General features: G+C 40.7%; 16 protein-coding genes, 10 tRNA genes and 1 pseudogene. 11 read left to right on the top strand and 16 right to left on the bottom strand.

Features of this window, described 5'->3' with window-relative positions:
* Positions 1-21: 21 nt before the first annotated feature.
* The 6 genes from zipA (at position 22) to msrB (ending at position 5,192) form a co-directional block, all read left to right on the top strand.
* A complete protein-coding gene (gene zipA / locus ACT3RM_RS01355; protein WP_441994736.1) occupies positions 22-819 on the top strand; it encodes a cell division protein ZipA in 798 nt (265 codons plus the stop codon).
* Between the two features lie 86 nt (positions 820-905).
* A complete protein-coding gene (gene ligA, locus ACT3RM_RS01350; protein WP_441994735.1) occupies positions 906-2,927 on the top strand; it encodes an NAD-dependent DNA ligase LigA in 2,022 nt (673 codons plus the stop codon).
* A complete protein-coding gene (locus ACT3RM_RS01345; RefSeq protein ID WP_441994734.1) occupies positions 2,920-3,264 on the top strand; it encodes a DUF3392 family protein in 345 nt (114 codons plus the stop codon). Before ligA ends, ACT3RM_RS01345 begins: the two co-directional genes overlap by 8 nt.
* Entirely contained in the window at positions 3,261-3,752 is a 492-nt protein-coding gene (locus tag ACT3RM_RS01340) for a DUF2919 domain-containing protein (protein ID WP_441994733.1), read from the top strand. Before ACT3RM_RS01345 ends, ACT3RM_RS01340 begins: the two co-directional genes overlap by 4 nt.
* A 13-nt stretch (positions 3,753-3,765) precedes the next feature.
* Entirely contained in the window at positions 3,766-4,206 is a 441-nt protein-coding gene (locus tag ACT3RM_RS01335) for a hypothetical protein (protein WP_441994732.1), read from the top strand.
* Positions 4,207-4,751: 545 nt separating this feature from the next.
* Positions 4,752-5,192: a peptide-methionine (R)-S-oxide reductase MsrB gene (msrB, locus tag ACT3RM_RS01330; protein ID WP_441994731.1), complete on the top strand. Its 441-nt coding sequence runs from the start codon at positions 4,752-4,754 to the stop codon at positions 5,190-5,192.
* A gap of 51 nt (positions 5,193-5,243) precedes the next feature.
* On the opposite strand, the pseudogene ACT3RM_RS01325 reads toward msrB, so the two are convergent.
* The 7 genes and pseudogenes from ACT3RM_RS01325 to ACT3RM_RS01295 all read right to left on the bottom strand — a co-directional run.
* Positions 5,244-5,762, bottom strand: a pseudogene (locus tag ACT3RM_RS01325) (response regulator); the annotation flags it as partial.
* Between the two features lie 247 nt (positions 5,763-6,009).
* Positions 6,010-6,085: transfer RNA gene (locus ACT3RM_RS01320), tRNA-Val, on the bottom strand.
* Between the two features lie 21 nt (positions 6,086-6,106).
* Positions 6,107-6,182, bottom strand: a tRNA-Val gene (locus ACT3RM_RS01315).
* Positions 6,183-6,222: 40 nt separating this feature from the next.
* A tRNA-Val gene (locus tag ACT3RM_RS01310) sits at positions 6,223-6,298 on the bottom strand.
* 36 nt (positions 6,299-6,334) lie between these two features.
* Positions 6,335-6,410, bottom strand: a tRNA-Val gene (locus tag ACT3RM_RS01305).
* A 28-nt stretch (positions 6,411-6,438) separates the two neighbouring features.
* Positions 6,439-6,514 (bottom strand) — tRNA-Val (locus ACT3RM_RS01300).
* 136 nt (positions 6,515-6,650) lie between these two features.
* Positions 6,651-6,726: transfer RNA gene (locus tag ACT3RM_RS01295), tRNA-Val, on the bottom strand.
* 696 nt (positions 6,727-7,422) lie between these two features.
* Here ACT3RM_RS01295 and ACT3RM_RS01290 point away from each other — a divergent pair.
* The 5 genes from ACT3RM_RS01290 to ACT3RM_RS01270 all read left to right on the top strand — a co-directional run bounded on the left by ACT3RM_RS01290 (position 7,423) and on the right by ACT3RM_RS01270 (position 11,310).
* Positions 7,423-7,498, top strand: a tRNA-Ala gene (locus tag ACT3RM_RS01290).
* A 37-nt stretch (positions 7,499-7,535) separates the two neighbouring features.
* Positions 7,536-7,611, top strand: a tRNA-Glu gene (locus tag ACT3RM_RS01285).
* Between the two features lie 260 nt (positions 7,612-7,871).
* Positions 7,872-7,947, top strand: a tRNA-Glu gene (locus tag ACT3RM_RS01280).
* A 116-nt stretch (positions 7,948-8,063) separates the two neighbouring features.
* A tRNA-Glu gene (locus ACT3RM_RS01275) sits at positions 8,064-8,139 on the top strand.
* Between the two features lie 297 nt (positions 8,140-8,436).
* A complete protein-coding gene (locus tag ACT3RM_RS01270) occupies positions 8,437-11,310 on the top strand; it encodes a M16 family metallopeptidase (RefSeq protein ID WP_441995180.1) in 2,874 nt (957 codons plus the stop codon).
* A gap of 72 nt (positions 11,311-11,382) precedes the next feature.
* On the opposite strand, the gene gloA is transcribed toward ACT3RM_RS01270, so the two are convergent.
* The 9 genes from gloA to ACT3RM_RS01225 form a co-directional block, all read right to left on the bottom strand.
* Positions 11,383-11,781: a lactoylglutathione lyase gene (gloA, locus tag ACT3RM_RS01265; protein WP_441995182.1), complete on the bottom strand. Its 399-nt coding sequence runs from the start codon at positions 11,779-11,781 to the stop codon at positions 11,383-11,385.
* Positions 11,782-12,420 carry an endonuclease III gene (nth, locus tag ACT3RM_RS01260; RefSeq protein WP_441835486.1) on the bottom strand — a complete coding sequence of 213 codons (639 nt, stop codon included), beginning with the start codon at positions 12,418-12,420 and terminating at the stop codon, positions 11,782-11,784.
* 38 nt (positions 12,421-12,458) lie between these two features.
* Complete coding sequence (locus ACT3RM_RS01255; RefSeq protein ID WP_441995184.1) at positions 12,459-13,157, bottom strand: electron transport complex subunit E; 699 nt, start codon at positions 13,155-13,157, stop codon at positions 12,459-12,461.
* Positions 13,154-13,792: an electron transport complex subunit RsxG gene (gene rsxG, locus ACT3RM_RS01250; protein ID WP_441995186.1), complete on the bottom strand. Its 639-nt coding sequence runs from the start codon at positions 13,790-13,792 to the stop codon at positions 13,154-13,156. The genes ACT3RM_RS01255 and rsxG overlap by 4 nt, the downstream gene beginning before the upstream one ends.
* The gene (gene rsxD, locus ACT3RM_RS01245) at positions 13,789-14,847 is read right to left on the bottom strand and encodes an electron transport complex subunit RsxD (RefSeq protein ID WP_441995188.1); all 1,059 of its coding nucleotides are present in this window, start codon (positions 14,845-14,847) and stop codon (positions 13,789-13,791) included. Before rsxD ends, rsxG begins: the two co-directional genes overlap by 4 nt.
* Positions 14,844-17,171, bottom strand: coding sequence for an electron transport complex subunit RsxC (gene rsxC, locus ACT3RM_RS01240; RefSeq protein ID WP_444511300.1), 2,328 nt, complete (start codon positions 17,169-17,171; stop codon positions 14,844-14,846). The genes rsxD and rsxC overlap by 4 nt, the downstream gene beginning before the upstream one ends.
* An 8-nt stretch (positions 17,172-17,179) precedes the next feature.
* The gene (rsxB, locus tag ACT3RM_RS01235; RefSeq protein WP_441835481.1) at positions 17,180-17,734 is read right to left on the bottom strand and encodes an electron transport complex subunit RsxB; all 555 of its coding nucleotides are present in this window, start codon (positions 17,732-17,734) and stop codon (positions 17,180-17,182) included.
* Between the two features lies 1 nt (position 17,735).
* Positions 17,736-18,317, bottom strand: coding sequence for an electron transport complex subunit RsxA (gene rsxA / locus ACT3RM_RS01230; protein ID WP_441835480.1), 582 nt, complete (start codon positions 18,315-18,317; stop codon positions 17,736-17,738).
* 154 nt (positions 18,318-18,471) lie between these two features.
* Positions 18,472-20,415 (bottom strand): EAL domain-containing protein, encoded by a 1,944-nt coding sequence (locus ACT3RM_RS01225; RefSeq protein WP_441995192.1) that lies wholly within the window; start codon positions 20,413-20,415, stop codon positions 18,472-18,474.
* Positions 20,416-20,550 lie beyond the last annotated feature (135 nt).

Genomic DNA, 20,550 nt, shown 5'->3' with positions numbered 1-20,550 from the left:
CAAATAAGAAAAGGTGAGGGGATGGCCGAAGAATTAAGATGGGTTTTAATCATTATCAGTGTAGTTGTCATTGGTGGGTTATTAATACATGGCTTATGGTCAGTACGTAAAAAAGATGCGCCCATGCCATCTCATAGCGAACGCGTAGAGCCGTCAGAGTCTGTCGCTGCGGTGCATGATAGCGAACCAAAGACAGAACCAATGATGCAAGAACGTGACGAACCGCAGTTTGGTGATATTAATTTTAGTGCCGAAGATGAGCACAATGACCCGTTAGTCTCTCAAGCTGATGCTAATAGCGATGGTGAAGCGGTAAAAGAGCACAATGATAATGATACAGCAAGCGACGCAGCAAAAACTGCAGATGAGAGTGGAGCTGAAGTTAATGACGCCCCAGAGCCTGCTCAGCCAAGCGATTTTATTATTGTACACATTCAGATGCCTGATGGCCTTACCATGGAAGGCTCAAAGTTATTACCTGCGGTGAACACTCTTGGCTTTAAATATTCAGAAGAAGGCTTTTTCAATCGTCACTTAGATCCTGCAGGGCATGGGCCAGTACTGTTTCGTTTGGTGAATATGTACAACCCAGGTACGTTCGATGTTGATAATATGGAGCAGTTTAGCACCGCAGGAGTGAGTTTATTTATGACCTTGCCGTGTGATGGCGATGGGCTTAGCGCATTTAATATGCTACACAGCGCAGCTAAAAAGCTAGCCGATGAATTTGGCGCAACTATTTTAGATACAAAACGCCAGGAAATGAGCGTTGAGAGTGTGCGCGAGTATGTTGAAAAAGTGCGTAGTTTTTCAGTGTAACTATTTCAAATAAAGTTAAGTTTTAATAAGCCGCTTAATGATGACTCGTTAAAGTGGCTTTTTTTATGTAAATTTCTGAGGTTTTCATGTCTAGCCCTATTTTAGAGCAAGTAAATCAGTTGCGTAGCGTACTTGAAACGCATAATCATAATTACTATGTGCTCGATACCCCCAGCATACCTGATGCTGAGTATGACCGATTATTACGCCAATTAAGCGAACTTGAACAAGCCAACCCTGAATTTCAAAGCCCTGACTCACCAACTCAAAAAGTGGGAGGCGCTGCACTGGATAAATTTGAGCAGGTGTTGCATCAAGTGCCGATGTTATCGTTAGACAATGCTTTTAGCGAAGAAGAATTCGCAGCCTTTAATCGTCGTATTAAAGAGCGCTTAATGGATAATGATGAGCTTACCTTTTGCTGTGAGCCAAAGTTAGATGGCTTAGCGGTGTCTATCTTATATCGTAATGGCGTATTAGTGCAGGCAGCTACTCGGGGGGATGGTCATATTGGTGAAAATATTACGCAAAATGTTAAAACCATTCGTAACGTACCTCTTAAATTGCGGGGGGAGGATTTCCCTAGCGAAATTGAAATCCGCGGTGAAGTATTCATGGATAGCCGTGGATTTGACAAGCTTAACGCTGAGGCCGAAAAACATGGCGAAAAAGTATTTGTTAACCCAAGAAATGCAGCCGCGGGTAGTTTGCGCCAATTAGATTCTAAAATTACGGCTAAGCGGCCACTGATGTTTTATGCTTACAGTATTGGCGTAGTAACAGATGGTGAATTACCTAGCGAGCACTACCAGCAACTCGCAAAACTGACCGATTGGGGCTTACCCCTTTGCCCCGAAACTAAATTAGTTGAAGGCCAGCAAGCGGCACTTGATTATTATCAAGATATTTTAACTCGTCGTAGTGCGCTTAAATACGAAATAGACGGTGTAGTTATTAAAATAAATAACAAAAAGCACCAAGAACGTTTAGGTTTTGTGGCTCGTGCGCCGCGCTGGGCAATTGCTTATAAATTTCCAGCGCAAGAAGAGATAACACAACTTTTAGATGTGGAATTTCAAGTTGGGCGCACAGGCGCAATAACACCTGTAGCCCGTTTAGAACCGATTTTTGTTGGGGGGGTAACGGTCTCAAATGCAACCTTGCATAATGGAGACGAAATAGCACGACTTGGTGTTAAAATTGGTGACACGGTCATTATTCGCCGTGCAGGTGATGTGATCCCACAAATTATCCAAGTGGTGCATGAGCGTCGCCCTGGTGATGCTAAGAATATTGTATTTCCAATAAACTGCCCAATTTGTGACTCTCACATAGAAAAGGTTGAGGGTGAAGCTGTAGCACGTTGTACTGGTGGACTTGTTTGCCAAGCGCAGCGTAAACAGGCAATTAAGCATTTTGCTTCACGTAAGGCGCTGGATATTGATGGCCTAGGCGACAAAATAGTTGATCAGCTAGTGGATCGCGAGCTAATAAAAACTCCTGCTGATCTATTTATTTTAAAACAAGGCCACTTTGAATCATTAGAGCGTATGGGGCCAAAATCAGCAAAAAACTTAGTGGCCGCGCTTAACGATGCAAAGCAAACGACCTTAGCAAAGTTTTTATACTCACTAGGTATTCGTGAAGTAGGTGAAGCGACTGCGCAAAATTTAGCTCAGCATTTTTTAACTCTTGATAAAGTAACAACAGCAAGCACCGAAGCACTTATAGAAGTCAGTGATGTAGGCGACATCGTAGCCACTCATGTATGTGGTTTTTTTAATGAAGCCCATAATATGGACGTGGTTAATGCTCTTATCGAACAAGGTATTCATTGGCCTGCGTTAAGTGCCCCAAGTGAAGAGTCACAGCCATTAGCAGGGCTTACTTATGTACTTACCGGGACACTAAGTGAACTTAATCGTAATGATGCTAAGGCTCGTTTACAGGTCTTAGGCGCTAAAGTATCAGGTAGTGTGTCGGCTAAAACTGATGCGTTAATTGCTGGCGAAAAAGCCGGTTCTAAGTTGACTAAAGCACAAGGTCTCGGCATTGATATTTTAACTGAAGCCGATTTAATCGCGTTGCTGGCAAAGCATAATGGATAGTATTATTAATGCATTTAGTCAGGTTGCAATTGCCTTTGGGCAGTGGCTAGCGCCGCATTTATACAATATTTCGTTGTTGCTGGTAGTGTGTTTAATTTCATTGTATGCCAATGATATAATAAAAATTACTAAACGCTTTGTGTTAAGGCGGCACTTCATTATTCGCGTAGCGTGTTTTGTGTTAGTAACCGGTTTTGGTTTTGGGTTAATGGTGGTTTTTGTGACACCATTTTTGAGTCAGTTATTAATGATGCTAGGTATCAAGTGGCTTGGGGTAACAGTATTAGTTGCCTTTATAGTATTAGGTGTTATTGCTGATAAGAAAAATCAGCTATGATGCGCTTTGGCCCTGAATATTGGGATAAACATGGTAGCTACCGCACACCGATAGCGTTTCATTTAAGCTTATTAGTATTATTGCGAGCTTATTTTATTTGGATTGTTGCAGCGCTAAGCCGGCGCCCTGAGCTTGATATAATGTCGTTGGCTTTTACTACCAAAGAAGATTTTTTTAAAGCGTTGGCAATTGGCGCTGTGGCTATTATTCCGGCACTGGTTTTTTGTCTGCGAAGACCACAAAAAAATACCCAAACCGCAGCGCGCTTAGCTAAATTTTGGTGCTTTATGCGTTGGCCTTTATTATTGTGTGCTGCACTTGATTTAACTTGGCTGGTGATAAAAGCAGCTCATAGTAACTATGTTTTTTCATTGTTTTTAGCGCTGCAAATGGTCGCTGTTTTATGGGTGTTACTGTACCTTATGAAAAGCCGTTATTTAACGGTGTTTTTTAAAGACTGGCCTGATCCAATAACGGATGAAAAATAAAAATAGGGAATGTATGAGCAATATTAACCTGCGTATCGCACTGGTCGTTTTTGCTATTGGTTTACTGCTGATATTAGGCGCTGTTTTTACGCCTGTATGGCAACAACCGTGGTTTATTTTTGTGATTGCCCTGTGGGGATTTATTTTCTGCTCTGCATGTTATCGGTTAACGTCACTTTTTAAAAAGCGTAACCCGGTCAGTGAGTTCTTAAAGCGGGATACCCAGCATGTGTTAGCATTTAGCCTCAATGGCTTCTTTGATAGTAAAAACGGCCCGCACTGCCTAGTTATTGGCAGTATTGACAGTATTGAGACGAAAGATAATTTTATATGTTTTTATAATCATGATGAAAGTGATTTTAAAGTGAGCTTACCAGCAAGCAAAGCCGAGCTTGAAGAGTACCTAAAGCGCTTTTTTACCAGTAAAGAATTACAAAAAATCACCCTGATTTGAAACAAAAAAAGGCTTAATCGGTATAGTTTGAGTAATTATATAAACTGATTCTTAAAACAGAGCTAAGGGTTTCATAGCAGCATACTCATGCTGCAAATTATCGGTGTTTTGGAAGGGCACTGAAGCTATATTTTCATCCTTAAGAGGGGGCAGGTTGATCAGGGTTGGTTTAACGTTGCTAGTATAGTTAGTGAGCCTAGTAAAGCAGCAAGAGTCACTTTTGTCCCTGACATCATCAATTTAACTGATTTAATTGCTATTTACAGCATACCAGATAAATACCGGTCAGCGGTTTATACATTTAGCACAGAGCAAACCAAGCCATTAATGCTAAACAATCTGATACAGTCAAGGCTTAATAATACAAGCACTCCCGGTTGGTGAGTTTAAAAGCTCACCTGAAAGTATCAAAACCACTATTATAGCAACCCACAAAAACCTTTTTGTGAAGTACGAATAAATCCTAAGTTATCAAAATTATTGACGCATTATCGTGATAATGTAGACAGTAATAAACTTTCTCATCTAACTTTGTGAGGTCAACCATGTTGAACTGGAATGATATTATAAATTTTGCTAGTAACGGTAACCCTGAGCCAAGTAGGAAGGTCGAAAAAACCGATACTCAGTGGCGCGAACAGTTAAGCGAAGAAGCTTATTATGTGACGCGTAATCATGGCACAGAAAGACCCCATAGCTCAGACAGCTGTACTTTGTTTGAACCAGGTAAATATGCTTGTATTTGCTGTAACAATTTACTGTTTGATGGTGATGAAAAATTTGATAGTGGCACTGGCTGGCCGTCTTTCACGCAACCCGCAGAGATAAACTCTATTGCCTATTACAGCGATGAAAGCCTTGCTATGCAGCGTGTTGAAACGGTTTGTAATGTGTGTAATGCCCATCTTGGTCATGTGTTTCCTGATGGACCTATGCCAAGTGGTTTGCGTTACTGTATCAATGCGGTAGCACTAAAAAAGCTTTAATTTATAAGTGTTGAGTTATAACGCGCCAAGCTAATTAGTGGGTAACACACGCCAAATGAGTTTTTGAATGTTAAGCACAGATCTAAAAAAGCTTTGGCGTACTCATTTTTATTTAAGCTGAGTAATACATCCCCTTTGAGACGCAAAAGTACTGCGTTTATTTTCAAGGGTGAGGTTAATTAAATTTAATGCTTTTAATTTTTGTTATCATCAATATAGTTATAAATTAGTTGTAAATCGTGCTTACGAAGTAAAACTCGTTCGATACGCTCTTTTAAATAGTAAATTAGTGAATGGTTTAACAAGGAAGTCGTCTGGCTGTAATCCTAAGACGCTATGTACTAGTGGGTTATATGTTTTGGGCAGAAATAAAAATAAAGCCAGTAGAGTGCTTTATTAAGCGTTTAAAACGAAGTTCTTCATACAGTTGATAACCGTCTTGGCGTTTAGTAAGGTTGAATGAGCATACTATTAAATCAAAGTTTTCGGCTAAACATTGTTCTTTTGCCGAAATAGCATGATCTGCAAATCGCAGTTGCCGAAAGCTTTCCCGTTCAGGGATTGTTTCATATAGCTTTGAGCAAGTGGTTGCTCCTTAACTATAAGTATTTTTACTTTCGAAAAAAATGAACTTACAACCAAATTTAGATAACTGTGACTATAATAAACAGTCTAGTCTATGATAAGGGGATCTAAGCTTATATTACAGTTACTAAAGAATAGGATATTGCTGATTTTTCGAAGCATTAGCTGGTAGTTATATAGAATAATTAACTGAACAAAGTATATAGAAGAATTAACTGAAAGGTTTTATATGTGGTGGGTGATACTGGACTTGAACCAGTGACCCTCGCCTTGTAAGGGCGATGCTCTCCCAACTGAGCTAATCACCCACATATAAATTTTTGATTAAATGGTGGGTCGTACTGGACTTGAACCAGTGACCCTCGCCTTGTAAGGGCGATGCTCTCCCAACTGAGCTAACGACCCCATATAATCTGTTTCTTTGCACCACCATTATATTAGTAAATGGTGGGTCGTACTGGACTTGAACCAGTGACCCTCGCCTTGTAAGGGCGATGCTCTCCCAACTGAGCTAACGACCCGCAAAGAATATCTAAATGAAAACACCATTTTAAAAATGGTGGGTCGTACTGGACTTGAACCAGTGACCCTCGCCTTGTAAGGGCGATGCTCTCCCAACTGAGCTAACGACCCATTTAGATAATTTGTGCATATTGTAATTTGGTGGGTGATACTGGACTTGAACCAGTGACCCTCGCCTTGTAAGGGCGATGCTCTCCCAACTGAGCTAATCACCCAAATTACAACTTAAACACGCTACTATCAATATAGACAGTACTGGACTTTAACCAGTGAACATCGCCATTACTTGTAAAAGGCGGTGATGTTCTCATTTTGTAACAGAGTTTATGACCATATTACATTTATTCTATATGGTGGGTGATACTGGACTTGAACCAGTGACCCTCGCCTTGTAAGGGCGATGCTCTCCCAACTGAGCTAATCACCCATATAGAATTCAGCAACACATAGCTGCGTTGTTGTGGGGCGCTATTATAGATAGAGTTGTAAAGGTGTCAATACTTGAATGCGTAAAAATGTTTTAGATGCGGGTTTTATAGGCAAAGAGAGTCGGGTAGCCTATTTTATAAGCGTTAATTAGTAATAGGCTACTTTCTTGCGTATCGAATTTAATAATCATAATACACACTGGGAGAATAAAGTGAGTTTGCACTTTGTACTATAATTAAGCCAGCGAAGCTTATCTTTGTTGATAGTACTATTCTGACAGTGCATCAGAGCGAGTAGAAAGGCAGAAAGTCAAAGAAAGCTATTTTGCATATAAATGTATACCCCAAATCACTGTTTAGTATGGTGAGTGTTTAGTATGATTAGTTTTGCTTGTTCATAGCCTGAAAATACTAAATAGTTAATCTAACTGAGTAATCAACAGCTTTAGTTAACTTCCATAGTTAGGGCGAGTATAGTCAGTGCATAGAGTTAGTGTAATAAGATTGCATTTAATACTTTATTTACAGTCTTTTTTGTTAGGAATGCTTGTTCAGTGTTCAGTTTGTTGAAAATTAAATCATTTAAATAAAGTTGCGGAAAAAACTGTTGACTTTATTTTGGCGGCTGCATAGAATGCGCCCCGCACTCAGCGATACACGACATGGTTAACCCTGTCGTGTTTTGCAAATGATTTGGGGCTATAGCTCAGCTGGGAGAGCGCTTCGCTGGCAGCGAAGAGGTCTGCGGTTCGATCCCGCATAGCTCCACCAAGTCATTCGTGTATGTCCTAGGGTTGCAGTTTTCTGCGTCCCCATCGTCTAGAGGCCTAGGACACCGCCCTTTCACGGCGGTAACAGGGGTTCAAATCCCCTTGGGGACGCCACTTATTTTTTAAGTTAATTTAGAGTAATGCACATAACATTGTGGGCTCTATAAGACATTAATCAAGAATATTAATTTCTTGAGTATGTTAGCTAACTTTTAATATGAGGCGGTTTATACCGAGGAAATAGCTTAACAATTAAAGCTCAAGTCTTTATTTGTGTTATTAAGTAACAACCTTAAACTCATGATATGAGTCTAAATTATCAATCGTCCTAGTGACACAGTTTTAGTAAGCTTAGGTTTGCACATAAATACTGCGTCCCCATCGTCTAGAGGCCTAGGACACCGCCCTTTCACGGCGGTAACAGGGGTTCAAATCCCCTTGGGGACGCCACTCTTTAGAATAAAAGAGTAGGGTGTTATTAAGTCAACTCGCCTGAAACGAGTTTAACCATTCAGTCGTCCTAGTGACACAGTTTTAGTAAGCTTAGGTTTATGAATAAATACTGCGTCCCCATCGTCTAGAGGCCTAGGACACCGCCCTTTCACGGCGGTAACAGGGGTTCAAATCCCCTTGGGGACGCCACTTTCTTAATTGAAAGTTATTGTGGTATTTGTATTGCCGTATTAGCTATGCATAGCAGTAAAAAAGAAATCTTTTTAAGCATATCACTTTAAATTCAAAAAAATTCACAAAATACACTTCAAATAATCTTCCCTGTAAAATATCGAACTATTTACCCTTTATAAAAAATTATATCCTCATTTTTTGACCGCTATTCATACTTCGTTACAAATCAATACTAGCAAAGCGATTACTACGCTTGTCCCTTTATTTATTAAGTTTTAAACTCAAGTAGATAATAAAAAAGTGGACCACTAAATGAAACTAACAAAAATAGCAATTGCAGTGCTATTGAGCTCGGGTCTTGCGGCGTGTAGCAATAACACAACAAATACAATTGACTCTGCAACTAGTAGTATTAAAAGTACAATTCCTGGCGTTACTTTAATTGATTCAGTGAACAGTAATGCAGCTGAAATAAGGATTCCTTATAAAAAATATCGATTAGATAATGGCTTAACAGTTATTATTCATGAAGATCATTCTGATCCGCTAGTACATATAGATGTAACCTATCATGTTGGTTCGGCTCGTGAAGAGCTGGGCAAATCGGGCTTTGCTCATTTTTTTGAACATATGATGTTCCAAGGTTCAGAGAATGTAGCTGATGAAGAGCACTTTAAAGTTATTACCGAAGCGGGTGGCACGCTAAATGGTACGACTAATTCAGATAGAACAAATTATTTTGAAACCGTCCCGGTTAATCAATTAGAAAAAATGCTCTGGTTAGAAGCTGATCGAATGGGTTTTTTACTTGATGCTGTTACTCAAGAAAAATTTGAAGTACAACGTGAAACGGTTAAAAATGAACGAGGGCAGCGAGTTGATAATCGTCCCTACGGCCGCTTAAATGAACGTGTATCACAAGCACTTTACCCTGATGGACATCCGTATTCTTGGCCTGTAATTGGTTATATGGACGACTTAAATCGCGTCAACGTTAATGACTTAAAAGCGTTTTTTTTACGTTGGTACGGGCCAAATAATGCCACAATCACCATTGGTGGTGATATAAGCGCTGAAGACGTATTACCGCTGATCAGTAAATACTTTGCGCCTATACCTAAAGGTCCTGAGGTTGTTGATGCACCAAAAGTAGCCGTTACTCTTGACGAAGACCGCTATATTTCAATGGAAGATAAAGTGCATTTACCATTACTAAGTATGAACTTTCCAACGACTTATGCACGCCATGAAGATGAAGCTCCGCTCGATATTCTTGCTGAGATCATCGGCGGGGGTAATAACTCTATACTTTATAAAAACTTAGTAAAAACCCAAATAGCAGTACAAGCTGGGGTTAGCCACCCTTGTCGCGAACTTGCTTGTTCGTTAAGCATTTACGCATTACCAAATCCAACCTCAGGTAAAGCGCTCGCAGATATTGAAAAAATTGTTCGGGACTCATTTAACGAGTTTGAAAAGCGTGGTGTAACGCAAGATGACTTGGATAAAGTTAAAGCAAAAATAGAATCTGGCGCTATTTTTGGTTTACAAAGCGTATCAGGCAAAGTATCGCAACTCGCTGCTTTTGAAACGTTTACCGGCAACCCAAGCTATATTAAAGATGATATTGCTCGTTACAACGCGGTTACCAAAGCAGATGTTATGCGTGTTTTTAATCAATATGTTAAAGATAAAGCATCAGTTATTATGAGCGTAGTACCAGAAGGTCAAACTCAACTAATTGCAGCAAAGGATAACTTTACTCCCGTAGCTCATGCCTTTGATGGTCCATCAACAACCACTTCAGACGATTTAGTCGCTCGAAGAGCTGTTGATACTTTTGATCGCAGTCAAACGCCAAAGGCAGGTGTAAACCCCGCGGTAGAAATACCTAGTCTTTGGGAAAGTAAAACAGCTAACAATGTTGATATTTTAGGTACGCAAAGCACAGAAACACCGACCACATCATTACTGATCAAAGTGCCAGGAGGGTTGTATCATGAACAAGCCGAGAAAGTAGGTCTTGCCTCTGTTACAGCGGCTTTACTTAATGAATCAACTCAAAACTACAGCACTGAAGAAATGAGTAATGCACTTGAAAAGTTAGGCAGCACTATTCGTATCTCAGCCGCTAATAGCCATACTAATATTTTTGTTTCAAGCCTAACTAAAAACTTAGATGCGACCCTTGCTTTAGTGCAAGAGAAGCTATTTAAACCTGCGTTTAATGAAGAAGATTTTAATCGCAATAAACAACAAAGCTTACAAAATATTCAACATGCATTAAAAGATGCCGGTTACTTAGCGCCTAATGCTTATAGCAAACTATTATACGGTGATAGTGTTGCAGCTCTTCCTAACGGCGGTACTTTAGACAGTATTGCTGCGATCACACTTGATGATGTCAAAGGCTTTTACAATAGCCACTTTAAACCGTCAGGTACTGAGGTTATTGTGGTTTCAGATCTTGATAAAAGTGAACTAAAACCAAAACTCGTGAGTACGCTTGATGAGTGGCAAGGACAGTCGCCTGCAGCACCGGCAAGCTTTGCAGAACCAGAAGTAGCTACGAATGTTATTTATTTAGTCGATAAGCCTGATGCACCACAGTCTGAAATTCGTATTGGTAAGCGCGATATTGCTGAAGACATAACTGGTGAATTTTTCAAAGCTAACTTAATGAACTTTGCGCTTGGTGGCAACTTTAATAGCAGAATTAACTTAAATCTGCGTGAAGATAAAGGTTATACCTACGGCGCTCGAACGCGTTTTTGGGGTGATGAAACATCAGGTGGTTTTACTGCATCAGCTGCTGTTCGTGCTGATGCGACAGTTGCTTCTATCACTGAATTTAACAAAGAACTTAATAACTATGCTGAAAATGGCATTAGTGATGAAGAGCTTATGTTTATGCGTCAAGCGATTAACCAAAAAGATGCTTTAAAATATGAAACCCCTAATGCTAAATTAGGCTTTTTAGCACAAATTTTAGAGCATGACCTACCGCCAAGCTTTGTTAAAGAGCGCAATAAAATTGTCAGTACAATTACTAAGGAGCAGGTTAATGAGTTGGCTGCTAAACACTTAAATACTAAAGAAATGGTGTATTTAGTGGTTGGTGATGCAAAAACATTACGCCCTGAGCTTGAAAAGCTAGGTATGAAAGTTGTCGACTACAGCTTGTAACTTTTATTACTTAATTTTATCACTTTATAAAGCGGCTTAATTCTAGCCGCTTTATTTAATTAAATGAAAAGGCTATAAAGTACTGTAATCTTTTTTCTGAATAAATTCGATAGAGTAACCATCAGGATCTTTAACAAAAGCAATTTCAGTTGTGCCGCCTTTTACAGGGCCAGGTTCACGGCTAACAGTACCGCCAGCAGCTTTGATATCGTCGCAGGCCTTATAGATATCATCAAATTCTATCGCGATATGGCCGTAGGCATTACCCAAATCATAATCTTTAGGGTCCCAGTTATATGTAAGCTCGAGTACAGTCGTATCTTTTTCGTCGCCATAGCCAACAAAAGCAAGGGTATATCGATACTCTTCATTATCAGCGCGACGTAGCTCTTTCATACCCAGAGTTTGGGTGTAAAACTCAATGGATTTATCTAAATCAGCGACTCGCAACATTGTATGTAATAAGCGCATTTAAGCATCCTCTGTTTTGTCTTTAAATTCACATAAATCTTCAATTATACAGCTACCACATTTAGGTTTACGGGCTACACAAGTATAGCGGCCATGTAAAATGAGCCAGTGGTGTACATCCACTTTAAACTCTTTGGGAACTATTTTTTCAAGTTTTTGCTCAACCGCAACCACATCTTTACCCATGGCAAGTTTTGTACGATTAGATACCCGAAAAATATGCGTGTCTACAGCGATTGTTGGCCAACCGAAGGCAGTGTTAAGGACTACATTAGCTGTTTTACGTCCAACGCCTGGTAGAGCTTCTAAGGCTTCACGGTTTTCAGGCACAATACTGTTATGTAAATTGACAAGCATGCCACACATCTTATACACGTTATTGGCTTTTGAATTAAATAAACCAATAGTTTTAATGTAATCTCGTAAGCCTTCAAGCCCTAAGTCTAATATGCCTTGTGGGGTATTTGCGACTGGAAAAAGTTTACGAGTGGCTTTATTAACCCCAACATCGGTAGCTTGGGCAGATAAAGTGACCGCGACTAACAGCTCAAACGGGCTTGAATACTCAAGCTCGGTTTCAGGGTTAGGGTTATTGTCGCGCAGGCGAGATAAAATTTCGTAGCGTTTTTCTTTATTCATTAACTACAAAGCACGCAGTGACGGTGCGTGCTCCTCCTTCAGGTTAAGCTGGTCACTCGCGCTCGAGGGCCTTTTTCGGCTTCTGGCGGTGCAGTTTTTTTTGATTTTATTTGTTCATCAATAATATTTTTTGCAGCAATTAATAACCCTAAACCAATAAACGCCCCGGGTGGTAAAACAGCCAATAAAAATTGGTTATCAAAGCTGAATACTTCAATACGTAATACTGCAGCCCATGATCCAAGCAATAAATCTGCACCATCAAATAGGGTGCCTTGACCAATAAGCTCACGCATCGAGCCCAATACAACCAATACCAGCATAAAGCCCACGCCCATCATTAAACCATCTAATGCAGAAAGGTGAACTGGATTTTTTGAGGCATACGCTTCAGCGCGACCAATAATGGCGCAGTTAGTGACAATAAGTGGAATAAATATTCCTAAAGACTGGTATAAACCAAAAGTGTAGGCATTCATTAATAGTTGAATGATAGTTACAAAACCGGCAATTATCATAACAAAAACCGGTATACGAATGTCTTTAGGTACCCAGTTTCTAACCGCTGATATAGTGACGTTGGAGCCTACTAATACCAGTAACGTTGCCAGCCCTAACCCTAATGCGTTGGTAATGGTCGATGTAACGGCAAGTAACGGGCACAAACCCAGCAATTGTACTAAGGCAGGATTATTTTTCCATGTTCCTTGATTAATTAGCTCTTTAACTTCGCTCATAGTTTATCCTCTGCACAGGCATTTGGTGCATCAAATACGGCTTGAAATTGCTGCTTTGAAAATAATACCGCATCTTTTACTGAGCCAACAACAGCTCTTGGAGTGATAGTTGCTCCGGTGAATTGATCAAAACTACCGCCATCTTTTTTTACCGCCCAGCGCTCATCGTTTTCATTCAATACGGTTTTATCTTTAAATGTAGTGATCCAAGGGGACTTTCGTATCTCTACTTTATCACCTAAACCGGGGGTTTCTTCGTGCTCCGTTACTCGTACACCGGTAATTTCGCCGTTTTCAAATACACTGGTTAATAACGCTATATCGCCACTGTAACCGCGTGGGGTAGTGTGGCGGATGACTAACGCAACGGGTTCTCCATTCTTACGAGCACGATAAATTACTTGATTATCATAAGGACCAAGTAATGAATTTGTGATTATGGCGCAATCGTTGTGAAGTTCATTATTATAAAAGTGTGGGTCTAACACTTCTTGCAGTTGAGCCGAAAGCTGAATACGCGCTTGCTCTGCGATGCGATCCTTGGTTAGTGACTGCACGATTGCGACAGATCCTGTAGTAACTAAGGCAAATAGGGTTAAAATAGTGCCATTTTTTGCCATTGAAGAAAAAATCATTCGCTTACTCCATGACCGTAAGTGCGAGGCTGAGTATAGTGATCAATCAGTGGCACAGCCATATTGATAAGTAATACGCTAAATGCAATCGCATCAGGGTAGCCACCAAAGGTACGAATAAGGTAAATTAATAAACCAATTAAGGCGCCGTATATTAAACGACCTCGATTTGTCGTTGCAGCAGACACCGGATCTGTGGCAATAAAAAATGCCCCAAGCATGGTAGCACCACTGAATAAGTGAAAAACAACTCCAGGCTCAGTGCCTGGTGAAGCAATAAAGCCAATGCCGCTGCAAAGTGCTAATGATGCTATAAAGCTTACTGGAATATGCCAGTTTATAAGCTTGGCTTTAAGAAGGTAAAGCCCCCCGAGTAAAAAACCTAAGTTTACCCAGCCCCAACCTAGCCCAAGCCATTCATTAAATTGCGCTTTACTCATACTTTCAGAGGCCGTTAAACCGTGAGCAACATCTGTTTTAACAGTATCAAGAGGGGTTGCCATAGTCAGCCCATCAATACCAACACGGATTTGATCAAGGCTAAAACCTGCGCTAGTAAAACCATTAAATACAACACTCAACTGCTCGGATAAGCTAAGTGAGTTTGCTAAGAGCTCGCTGACAGGTAGCCAACTAGTCATTTGTACAGGAAATGAAATTAATAGTAAGACATAGGCGGACATTGCAGGGTTAAATAAATTAAAGCCTAGTCCGCCATATAATTGTTTAACAATTACAATAGCAAAAACACAACCAATTACCATCACCCACCAAGGGGCTAGGGGAGGAATGCTTAATGCTAATAATACGCCGGTCAGCCATGCACTGCCATCATTAAGTGCAGGCCAAATAGGGCGATTACGCAGACGCATAACAGCGGCTTCGCAAATACTTACGGTAATAATGGCAATCACTAATTGTATTAATACCCCAAAGCCGAAAAAATATAGCTGTGCGATAAACCCCGGTAGGCAAGCTAAAATAACCGTCAGCATCAGTCGGCTTAATGACTTATGGTTGTGATTATGGGGAGAACTGGCCATGGTAAGCTTCATGACTTATCACTTCCTTCTGGTTGATTTTTTTTAGCTTTCGCGCGGGCAATAGCACGCGCTACAGCGGCTTTTTTATCATCCGCAGCAGACGCTTCATCGGTTTGGCTGCTTTGCTCCGTGGTCGCTTCAATTTCTTTTGCTGCTTTTTTATCGTCCGCAGCAGACGCTTCATCGGTTTGGCTACTTTGCTCCGTGGCCGCTTCAGTTTCTTTTGCTGCTTTTTTAGCTTTAGCGCGGGCAATGGCCTCGGCTACAGCGGCTTTTTTATCGTCCGCAGCAGGCGCTTCATCGGTTTGGCTACTTTGCCCCGTGGCCGCTTCAGTTTCTTTTGCTGCTTTTTTAGCTTTAGCGCGGGCAATGGCAGCGGCTACAGCGGCTTTTTTATCATCCGCAGCCGGCGCTTCATCGGTTTGGCTACTTTGCTCCGTGGCCGCTTCAGTTTCTTTCGCTGCTTTTTTAGCTTTCGCGCGGGCAATGGCCTCGGCTACAGCGGCTTTTTTATCATCCGCAGCAGGCGCTTCGCTATGTTGCTCAGGTGTCACTTCAGTTTCTTTCGCTGCTTTTTTAGCTTTAGCGCGAGCAATGGCCGCAGCTACAGCGGACTTTTTATCATCCACTTTATCTGTTTGCGTTTCGCTTTGCTGCGCTTGTTTTTGTGCTTTATATTGACGCGCCTTTTCTTTACGCGCTGCACGTTCTGCTACAACTTCGCTGTTATCAGGCTCTAGTTCAGCAGCTTCAGTATTTTTCTTTTTAGCTTTAGCACGTGCAATGGCCGCGGCAACTGCTGATTTATCGTCTTTATCGCCGCTTGAGTCTTTTTTAACCCGAGCTAAGGCATCCGTTACTTTTTGCTTTTCATCTGCTGATTTTCTCGCAGGTTTGCGCTTATGACGATTTTGTCTTGCTTTTTTCTCACGTTCTAATCGCTCTTTTCGGGCTTCAAAACGTTCTCTTGCGCGCTCAGCTTTAATTTGTTCAGCTTGTTGTTCTTTAATCTCAACTTTAGCTACGCGATAATACTGTACTAATGGTATTTCACTCGGGCATACGTATGCGCAGGCTCCACATTCAATACAATCAAATAAATTGTAGTCTTTTAATTTATCGTATTCTTTTGACTTGGCGAACCATTGTAGTTGTTGTGGTAATAATGATGCAGGGCAAGCGTCGGCACAAGCACTACAACGAATACAGGCTTTTTCAGCGCCTGGTTCAGCAAGCTCATGGTGATCAGGGGCCAAAATACAATTAGTGGTTTTAATCACCCCAATTCTGACCGTTGGTAACGTAAAGCCCATCATTGGGCCACCCATTACTACGCATTGCTGCGGAATAGGCGAAAACCCTTGGCAATCGAGCAAATGCTTAACTTCAGTACCTATTAACGCCCATACATTCCCGGGTTTATGAATAGTATTACCGGTTACTGTGATCACTCGTTCAATCAGTGGCTTGCCTTCATATACGGCTTGATTGATAGCAAATAAAGTGCCTACATTGTGCATTAGTACACCAATATCTGCTGGAATGCCGCCACTTGGAACTTCTTTATTAGTAAGCAGCTTTATTAGTTGCTTTTCGCCACCGGATGGATAAATCGTTGGTACTGTTTGAATGATAATCTGGTCATTGTGAGCCGCTGCATTTTGCATAGCGGCAATGGCCTCTGGTTTATTATCTTCAATGCCAACAATAGTTAACGTGGGGGTCAGTATTTGTTGCATTAACTCAATACCGCGAATTATACCCTCTGCGTGCTCGCGCATGAGTAAGTCATCGGCAGTAATGTAAGGTTCACATTCAACAGCATTGACTAACAAATATTCGATAGGCTTTCTGCTATCGGCTTTAACATAGGCTGGAAAACCAGCGCCGCCCATCCCGGAGATACCGCTTTGATGGATTATTTCGACGAGTTGATCATGGTCGAGTTTAGTTACATCATTAACTGGGGAAAGTTTACACCAAGTATCTTCACCATCCGGGGTAATAATTACGCTTAGCTCAGGTAATGCTGATGGGTGCGCAGAAGGCATAAGGCAAATATCAGTAATAGCACCTGAAGTAGGGGCGTGAATAGGTACGGACCAATTGGCAGCCGGCTCGGTTAGAGCTTGCCCTTTTAGTACCTGCTCGCCTTTAGCCACTATAAGCTTGCCGTTTGCACCTATATGTTGTTTTAGTGGTACTACAAGCTTATCAGGCAAAGGTAACCGCATTATTGCATGTGTATTAGACAGTGATTTTTGCTGAGGCGGATGAACCCCGCCTGGAAAAGGCCACACTTTACCTTGTTTTATTTGTTCAATTAACTTTTCCATGCGTGGCCTTAATCTATTTGGGTGACTGGAATTGCGTCGAGTTGCCATTTCCAACTTTGCTTGGTGGTTTCTAAAGGCAACATATCAATACAATCAACCGGACAAGGTTCAACACATAAATCACACCCAGTGCATTCATCAATTAGCACCGTGTGCATTTGCCTAGTCGCACCAACAATGGCATCTACTGGGCATGCTTGTATACATTTAGTACAGCCGATACATTCGTCTTCTCTAATGTAAGCGACTGTTTTTACTGGATCAGCTTGTTCACCACCGGCTAAAGGCTTGGCCTCTACGCCCATTAGATCAGCGAGATTTTTAACCGTGGAGTCACCACCAGGAGGGCATTTGTTAATTTCATCGCCGTTTGCGATCGCTTCAGCGTAAGGGCGGCAACCTGGGTAACCACACTGGCCGCATTGTGTTTGCGGTAAAATATTATCAATTTGTTCGACAATCGGGTTGCTTTGCACACGAAAGCGCACAGCAGCAAAGCCCAAAATTAAGCCAAATATAAGCGCTAACGAACCCAGCGCTATTAAAGCGTACATCAAGGTCATATTAAAACTTCACTAATCCGGTAAAACCCATAAAGGCCATCGACATTAAACCTGCAGTGATCATGGCAATGGATGCGCCTTTAAAAGGCATAGGTACATCTGCTGCAGCTAAGCGTTCGCGTAGTGCGGCAAATAAAATAAGTACCAATGAAAAACCAACTGCGGCACCAAAGCCATAAACAGCCGATTGTAAAAATGAGTGATTTTCTTTGATATTTAAAATCGCAACACCGAGTACCGCGCAGTTAGTAGTGATAAGCGGTAAAAATATTCCCAACAAGCGATACAGAGTCGGGCTCGTTTTTCTCACTACCATTTCAGTAAATTGAACGACCACGGCAATCACTAAAATAAAGCTCATAGTGCGTAAAAAACCGATATCTAGAGGGATTAAAATATAGTGATTTACTAAGTAACTCGACACTGACGCAAGGGTTAATACAAAAGTAGTCGCCAGTGACATACCAATAGCAGTATCGAGCTTACCCGATACGCCCATAAAGGGGCATAAACCAAGAAACTGTACTAGTACAAAGTTGTTGACAAGGACTGTGCCTATCAATAACAAGACGTATTCTGTCATTTTTGCCTCGCGCGATTAAAAACGCCTACATTATCCTTTTTTCTGGGTTGTTTAACAACAGGTCTGTACGGATAGTCGAAATAAATAGGCGGTAGTCGGGACGTTGCTTAGTAAATACTCAACAGTAAGTGTTCATTGTTAAGCAAGCGAAGTGTTATATAGCTTTAGGTTTCTCGATATAATAGCCTTGTACGCCATCTAAACAGAGTATTTCGACTATATGCTTTTCTTCTTGGCTTTCTACACCCTCAGCAATAACACTGACGCCTATACGGTGAGCAAGATCGACCATCAAGCGCATAAAGTACTGATTGTTTTTATCATCTTCTAGGCCACGCGTATAGCTGGCATCCATTTTGATAAAGTCAGGCTTCAAGTCACGAAAAAACTTAAATGATGTTAAGCCAACGCCAAATCGCTCAACGGTGATACGTGCACCAACACGATGGACCATATCAATGAAACGTTTACTTGCTTTAATATTCTGCTGTAAGCCAAATTCACTGACTTCAAAAACTAGCTTTGAAGCGATATTAGTGTCTTTTAATAATCGCCGTTCTAACCAAATAACAAACTGATCATTATGAGCGCTTGATGGGGTGACATTCAGACCAAAAAATCTCTCTGAGAAGTTAAGGTTTTTGATTTTTTCAAGGGAAGAGTCAATAATTAACCGGTCAATCTCCATTGCCATATCGAGCTTTTCGGCCATCGCTAAAAATGAAGCGGTTGGTAAGGTTTGAGCTTCTGCAGTTTTGAAGCGCGCTTGTATTTCTGCATAGGCTTTAACATTTTTACTTAATGGCATTATATTTTGCATCACCAAGTGCACCCGTTCAGTCTCGATAACTTCATTAATAACTTTACGCCAGTTTTGATTACCAAAGCCGGCACTCGCATTATGCATAAGATCTGTTTCACGTTGTACATGCCATGCATTGGCTTGTTTAGATTGTGCCATGCTCATAGCGTTATCAACAATAGAGAGTAACTCACCAAGGGGCTTTCCTTTTTCATAGCCCACAATACCAGTGTTTGCTACGGAGCTTAACTCTTGGTTTTGCTGATACTGAGTAAAACGAGATTGTAGGTTTTCACCAAAATGTTCAGATTCTTTTAAAGGTACATTAGGAAGTACCACGGCAAAGTCAGAGCTGGTTAAGCGAAACACCTTGCTTCCAGTATAAGTACCACTAATATGCTTGATAACATCAGCGACACCTTTAATATATTCATCACCTTTTTGATAACCACGGGTTTGGTTTATAGCTTGTAATTCACTACAGCGGATCATCGCTAAAGCACCAAAGGTACTTTTATCACTGTTCTCAATATTTTTTTCGTAATATTCAACAAACATATTTCGATTACCTAACCCTGTAACAATGTCTTTGTAAGCTTCTTGTTTTATTGAATGAGCTGCATTTTTGATATCTTCATGTTTTGATTCTAAAAAGTGAGATAGGCGGTTAAAGCTAGGTATCAAATCAGCACCGAACTGTTTTATTTTTGTGCTATCAATTGCTGACTCAAGGTTATCATTAACTTGATTTTGATTAATATACACATCAATGACTTCAGCTACCGTCATACTTATATTTCTATTTAAGCGCCTAAGTATAGCTTTCATAAAAATGAGCGGGATTACAGCCATTAACGCGGCGATTAAAATAACAATGAGTAGGGATTGCTGTAATAAGGCTGCTAAGTTGTTTGCGCTTATTATAAATTCTACTTTGATATCAGCCGTTTGATTAACCGCAAATTGTGGTCTAATCGAGTCGAAAGTTGACTCAACTAACTGTGCAATAGTAGATAAGGAAGTAGGGGATTGCACATTGACGACTTCAATGTCGTCATGATTACGAACAATAAAGCTTGAAAATACGGTACCGTCTGATAGGACATGTTGAATTTTTTTAGGAGAAATTTCTTCAATTGTATGGCTATTAATATAATTATTGACTACTAGTTGCGCTTTTTTTTGTGCATTACTCACTGCTGAATTAAACCCCACTGCAATAAAGTAGGCACCGAGCGTTGCAAATAACAACCAAGATATTAATTGTATAAATATGAGTTTTTTAAAGCCAGCCATGTTTAGTTCTTATTCTTAAGCAAAGGGAAAGATCGGATCCATGATCAAAATTATAGAATTTAAACTAGTGCAAGTCTAAAATATAATTATTGCTTGTTAGGGTCACGGCTAGCGCATTTTAATCCCAGACTCTAG

This window comes from Pseudoalteromonas sp. AOP7-A1-14 (assembly GCF_052376275.1).
GTDB lineage: Bacteria > Pseudomonadota > Gammaproteobacteria > Enterobacterales > Alteromonadaceae > Pseudoalteromonas.
This window is presented reverse-complemented; position numbering and strand designations above follow the sequence as displayed.

What these genes read in the sequence shown, in the direction of transcription:
- zipA (WP_441994736.1), top strand. Translation starts at nt 22, where the DNA reads ATGGCCGAAGAATTAAGATGGGTTTTAATCATTATCAGTGTAGTTGTC.
- ligA (WP_441994735.1), top strand. Translation starts at nt 906, where the DNA reads ATGTCTAGCCCTATTTTAGAGCAAGTAAATCAGTTGCGTAGCGTACTT.
- ACT3RM_RS01345 (WP_441994734.1), top strand. Translation starts at nt 2,920, where the DNA reads ATGGATAGTATTATTAATGCATTTAGTCAGGTTGCAATTGCCTTTGGG.
- ACT3RM_RS01340 (WP_441994733.1), top strand. Translation starts at nt 3,261, where the DNA reads ATGATGCGCTTTGGCCCTGAATATTGGGATAAACATGGTAGCTACCGC.
- ACT3RM_RS01335 (WP_441994732.1), top strand. Translation starts at nt 3,766, where the DNA reads ATGAGCAATATTAACCTGCGTATCGCACTGGTCGTTTTTGCTATTGGT.
- msrB (WP_441994731.1), top strand. Translation starts at nt 4,752, where the DNA reads ATGTTGAACTGGAATGATATTATAAATTTTGCTAGTAACGGTAACCCT.
- ACT3RM_RS01270 (WP_441995180.1), top strand. Translation starts at nt 8,437, where the DNA reads ATGAAACTAACAAAAATAGCAATTGCAGTGCTATTGAGCTCGGGTCTT.
- gloA (WP_441995182.1), bottom strand. Translation starts at nt 11,781, where the DNA reads ATGCGCTTATTACATACAATGTTGCGAGTCGCTGATTTAGATAAATCC.
- nth (WP_441835486.1), bottom strand. Translation starts at nt 12,420, where the DNA reads ATGAATAAAGAAAAACGCTACGAAATTTTATCTCGCCTGCGCGACAAT.
- ACT3RM_RS01255 (WP_441995184.1), bottom strand. Translation starts at nt 13,157, where the DNA reads ATGAGCGAAGTTAAAGAGCTAATTAATCAAGGAACATGGAAAAATAAT.
- rsxG (WP_441995186.1), bottom strand. Translation starts at nt 13,792, where the DNA reads ATGATTTTTTCTTCAATGGCAAAAAATGGCACTATTTTAACCCTATTT.
- rsxD (WP_441995188.1), bottom strand. Translation starts at nt 14,847, where the DNA reads ATGAAGCTTACCATGGCCAGTTCTCCCCATAATCACAACCATAAGTCA.
- rsxC (WP_444511300.1), bottom strand. Translation starts at nt 17,171, where the DNA reads ATGGAAAAGTTAATTGAACAAATAAAACAAGGTAAAGTGTGGCCTTTT.
- rsxB (WP_441835481.1), bottom strand. Translation starts at nt 17,734, where the DNA reads ATGACCTTGATGTACGCTTTAATAGCGCTGGGTTCGTTAGCGCTTATA.
- rsxA (WP_441835480.1), bottom strand. Translation starts at nt 18,317, where the DNA reads ATGACAGAATACGTCTTGTTATTGATAGGCACAGTCCTTGTCAACAAC.
- ACT3RM_RS01225 (WP_441995192.1), bottom strand. Translation starts at nt 20,415, where the DNA reads ATGGCTGGCTTTAAAAAACTCATATTTATACAATTAATATCTTGGTTG.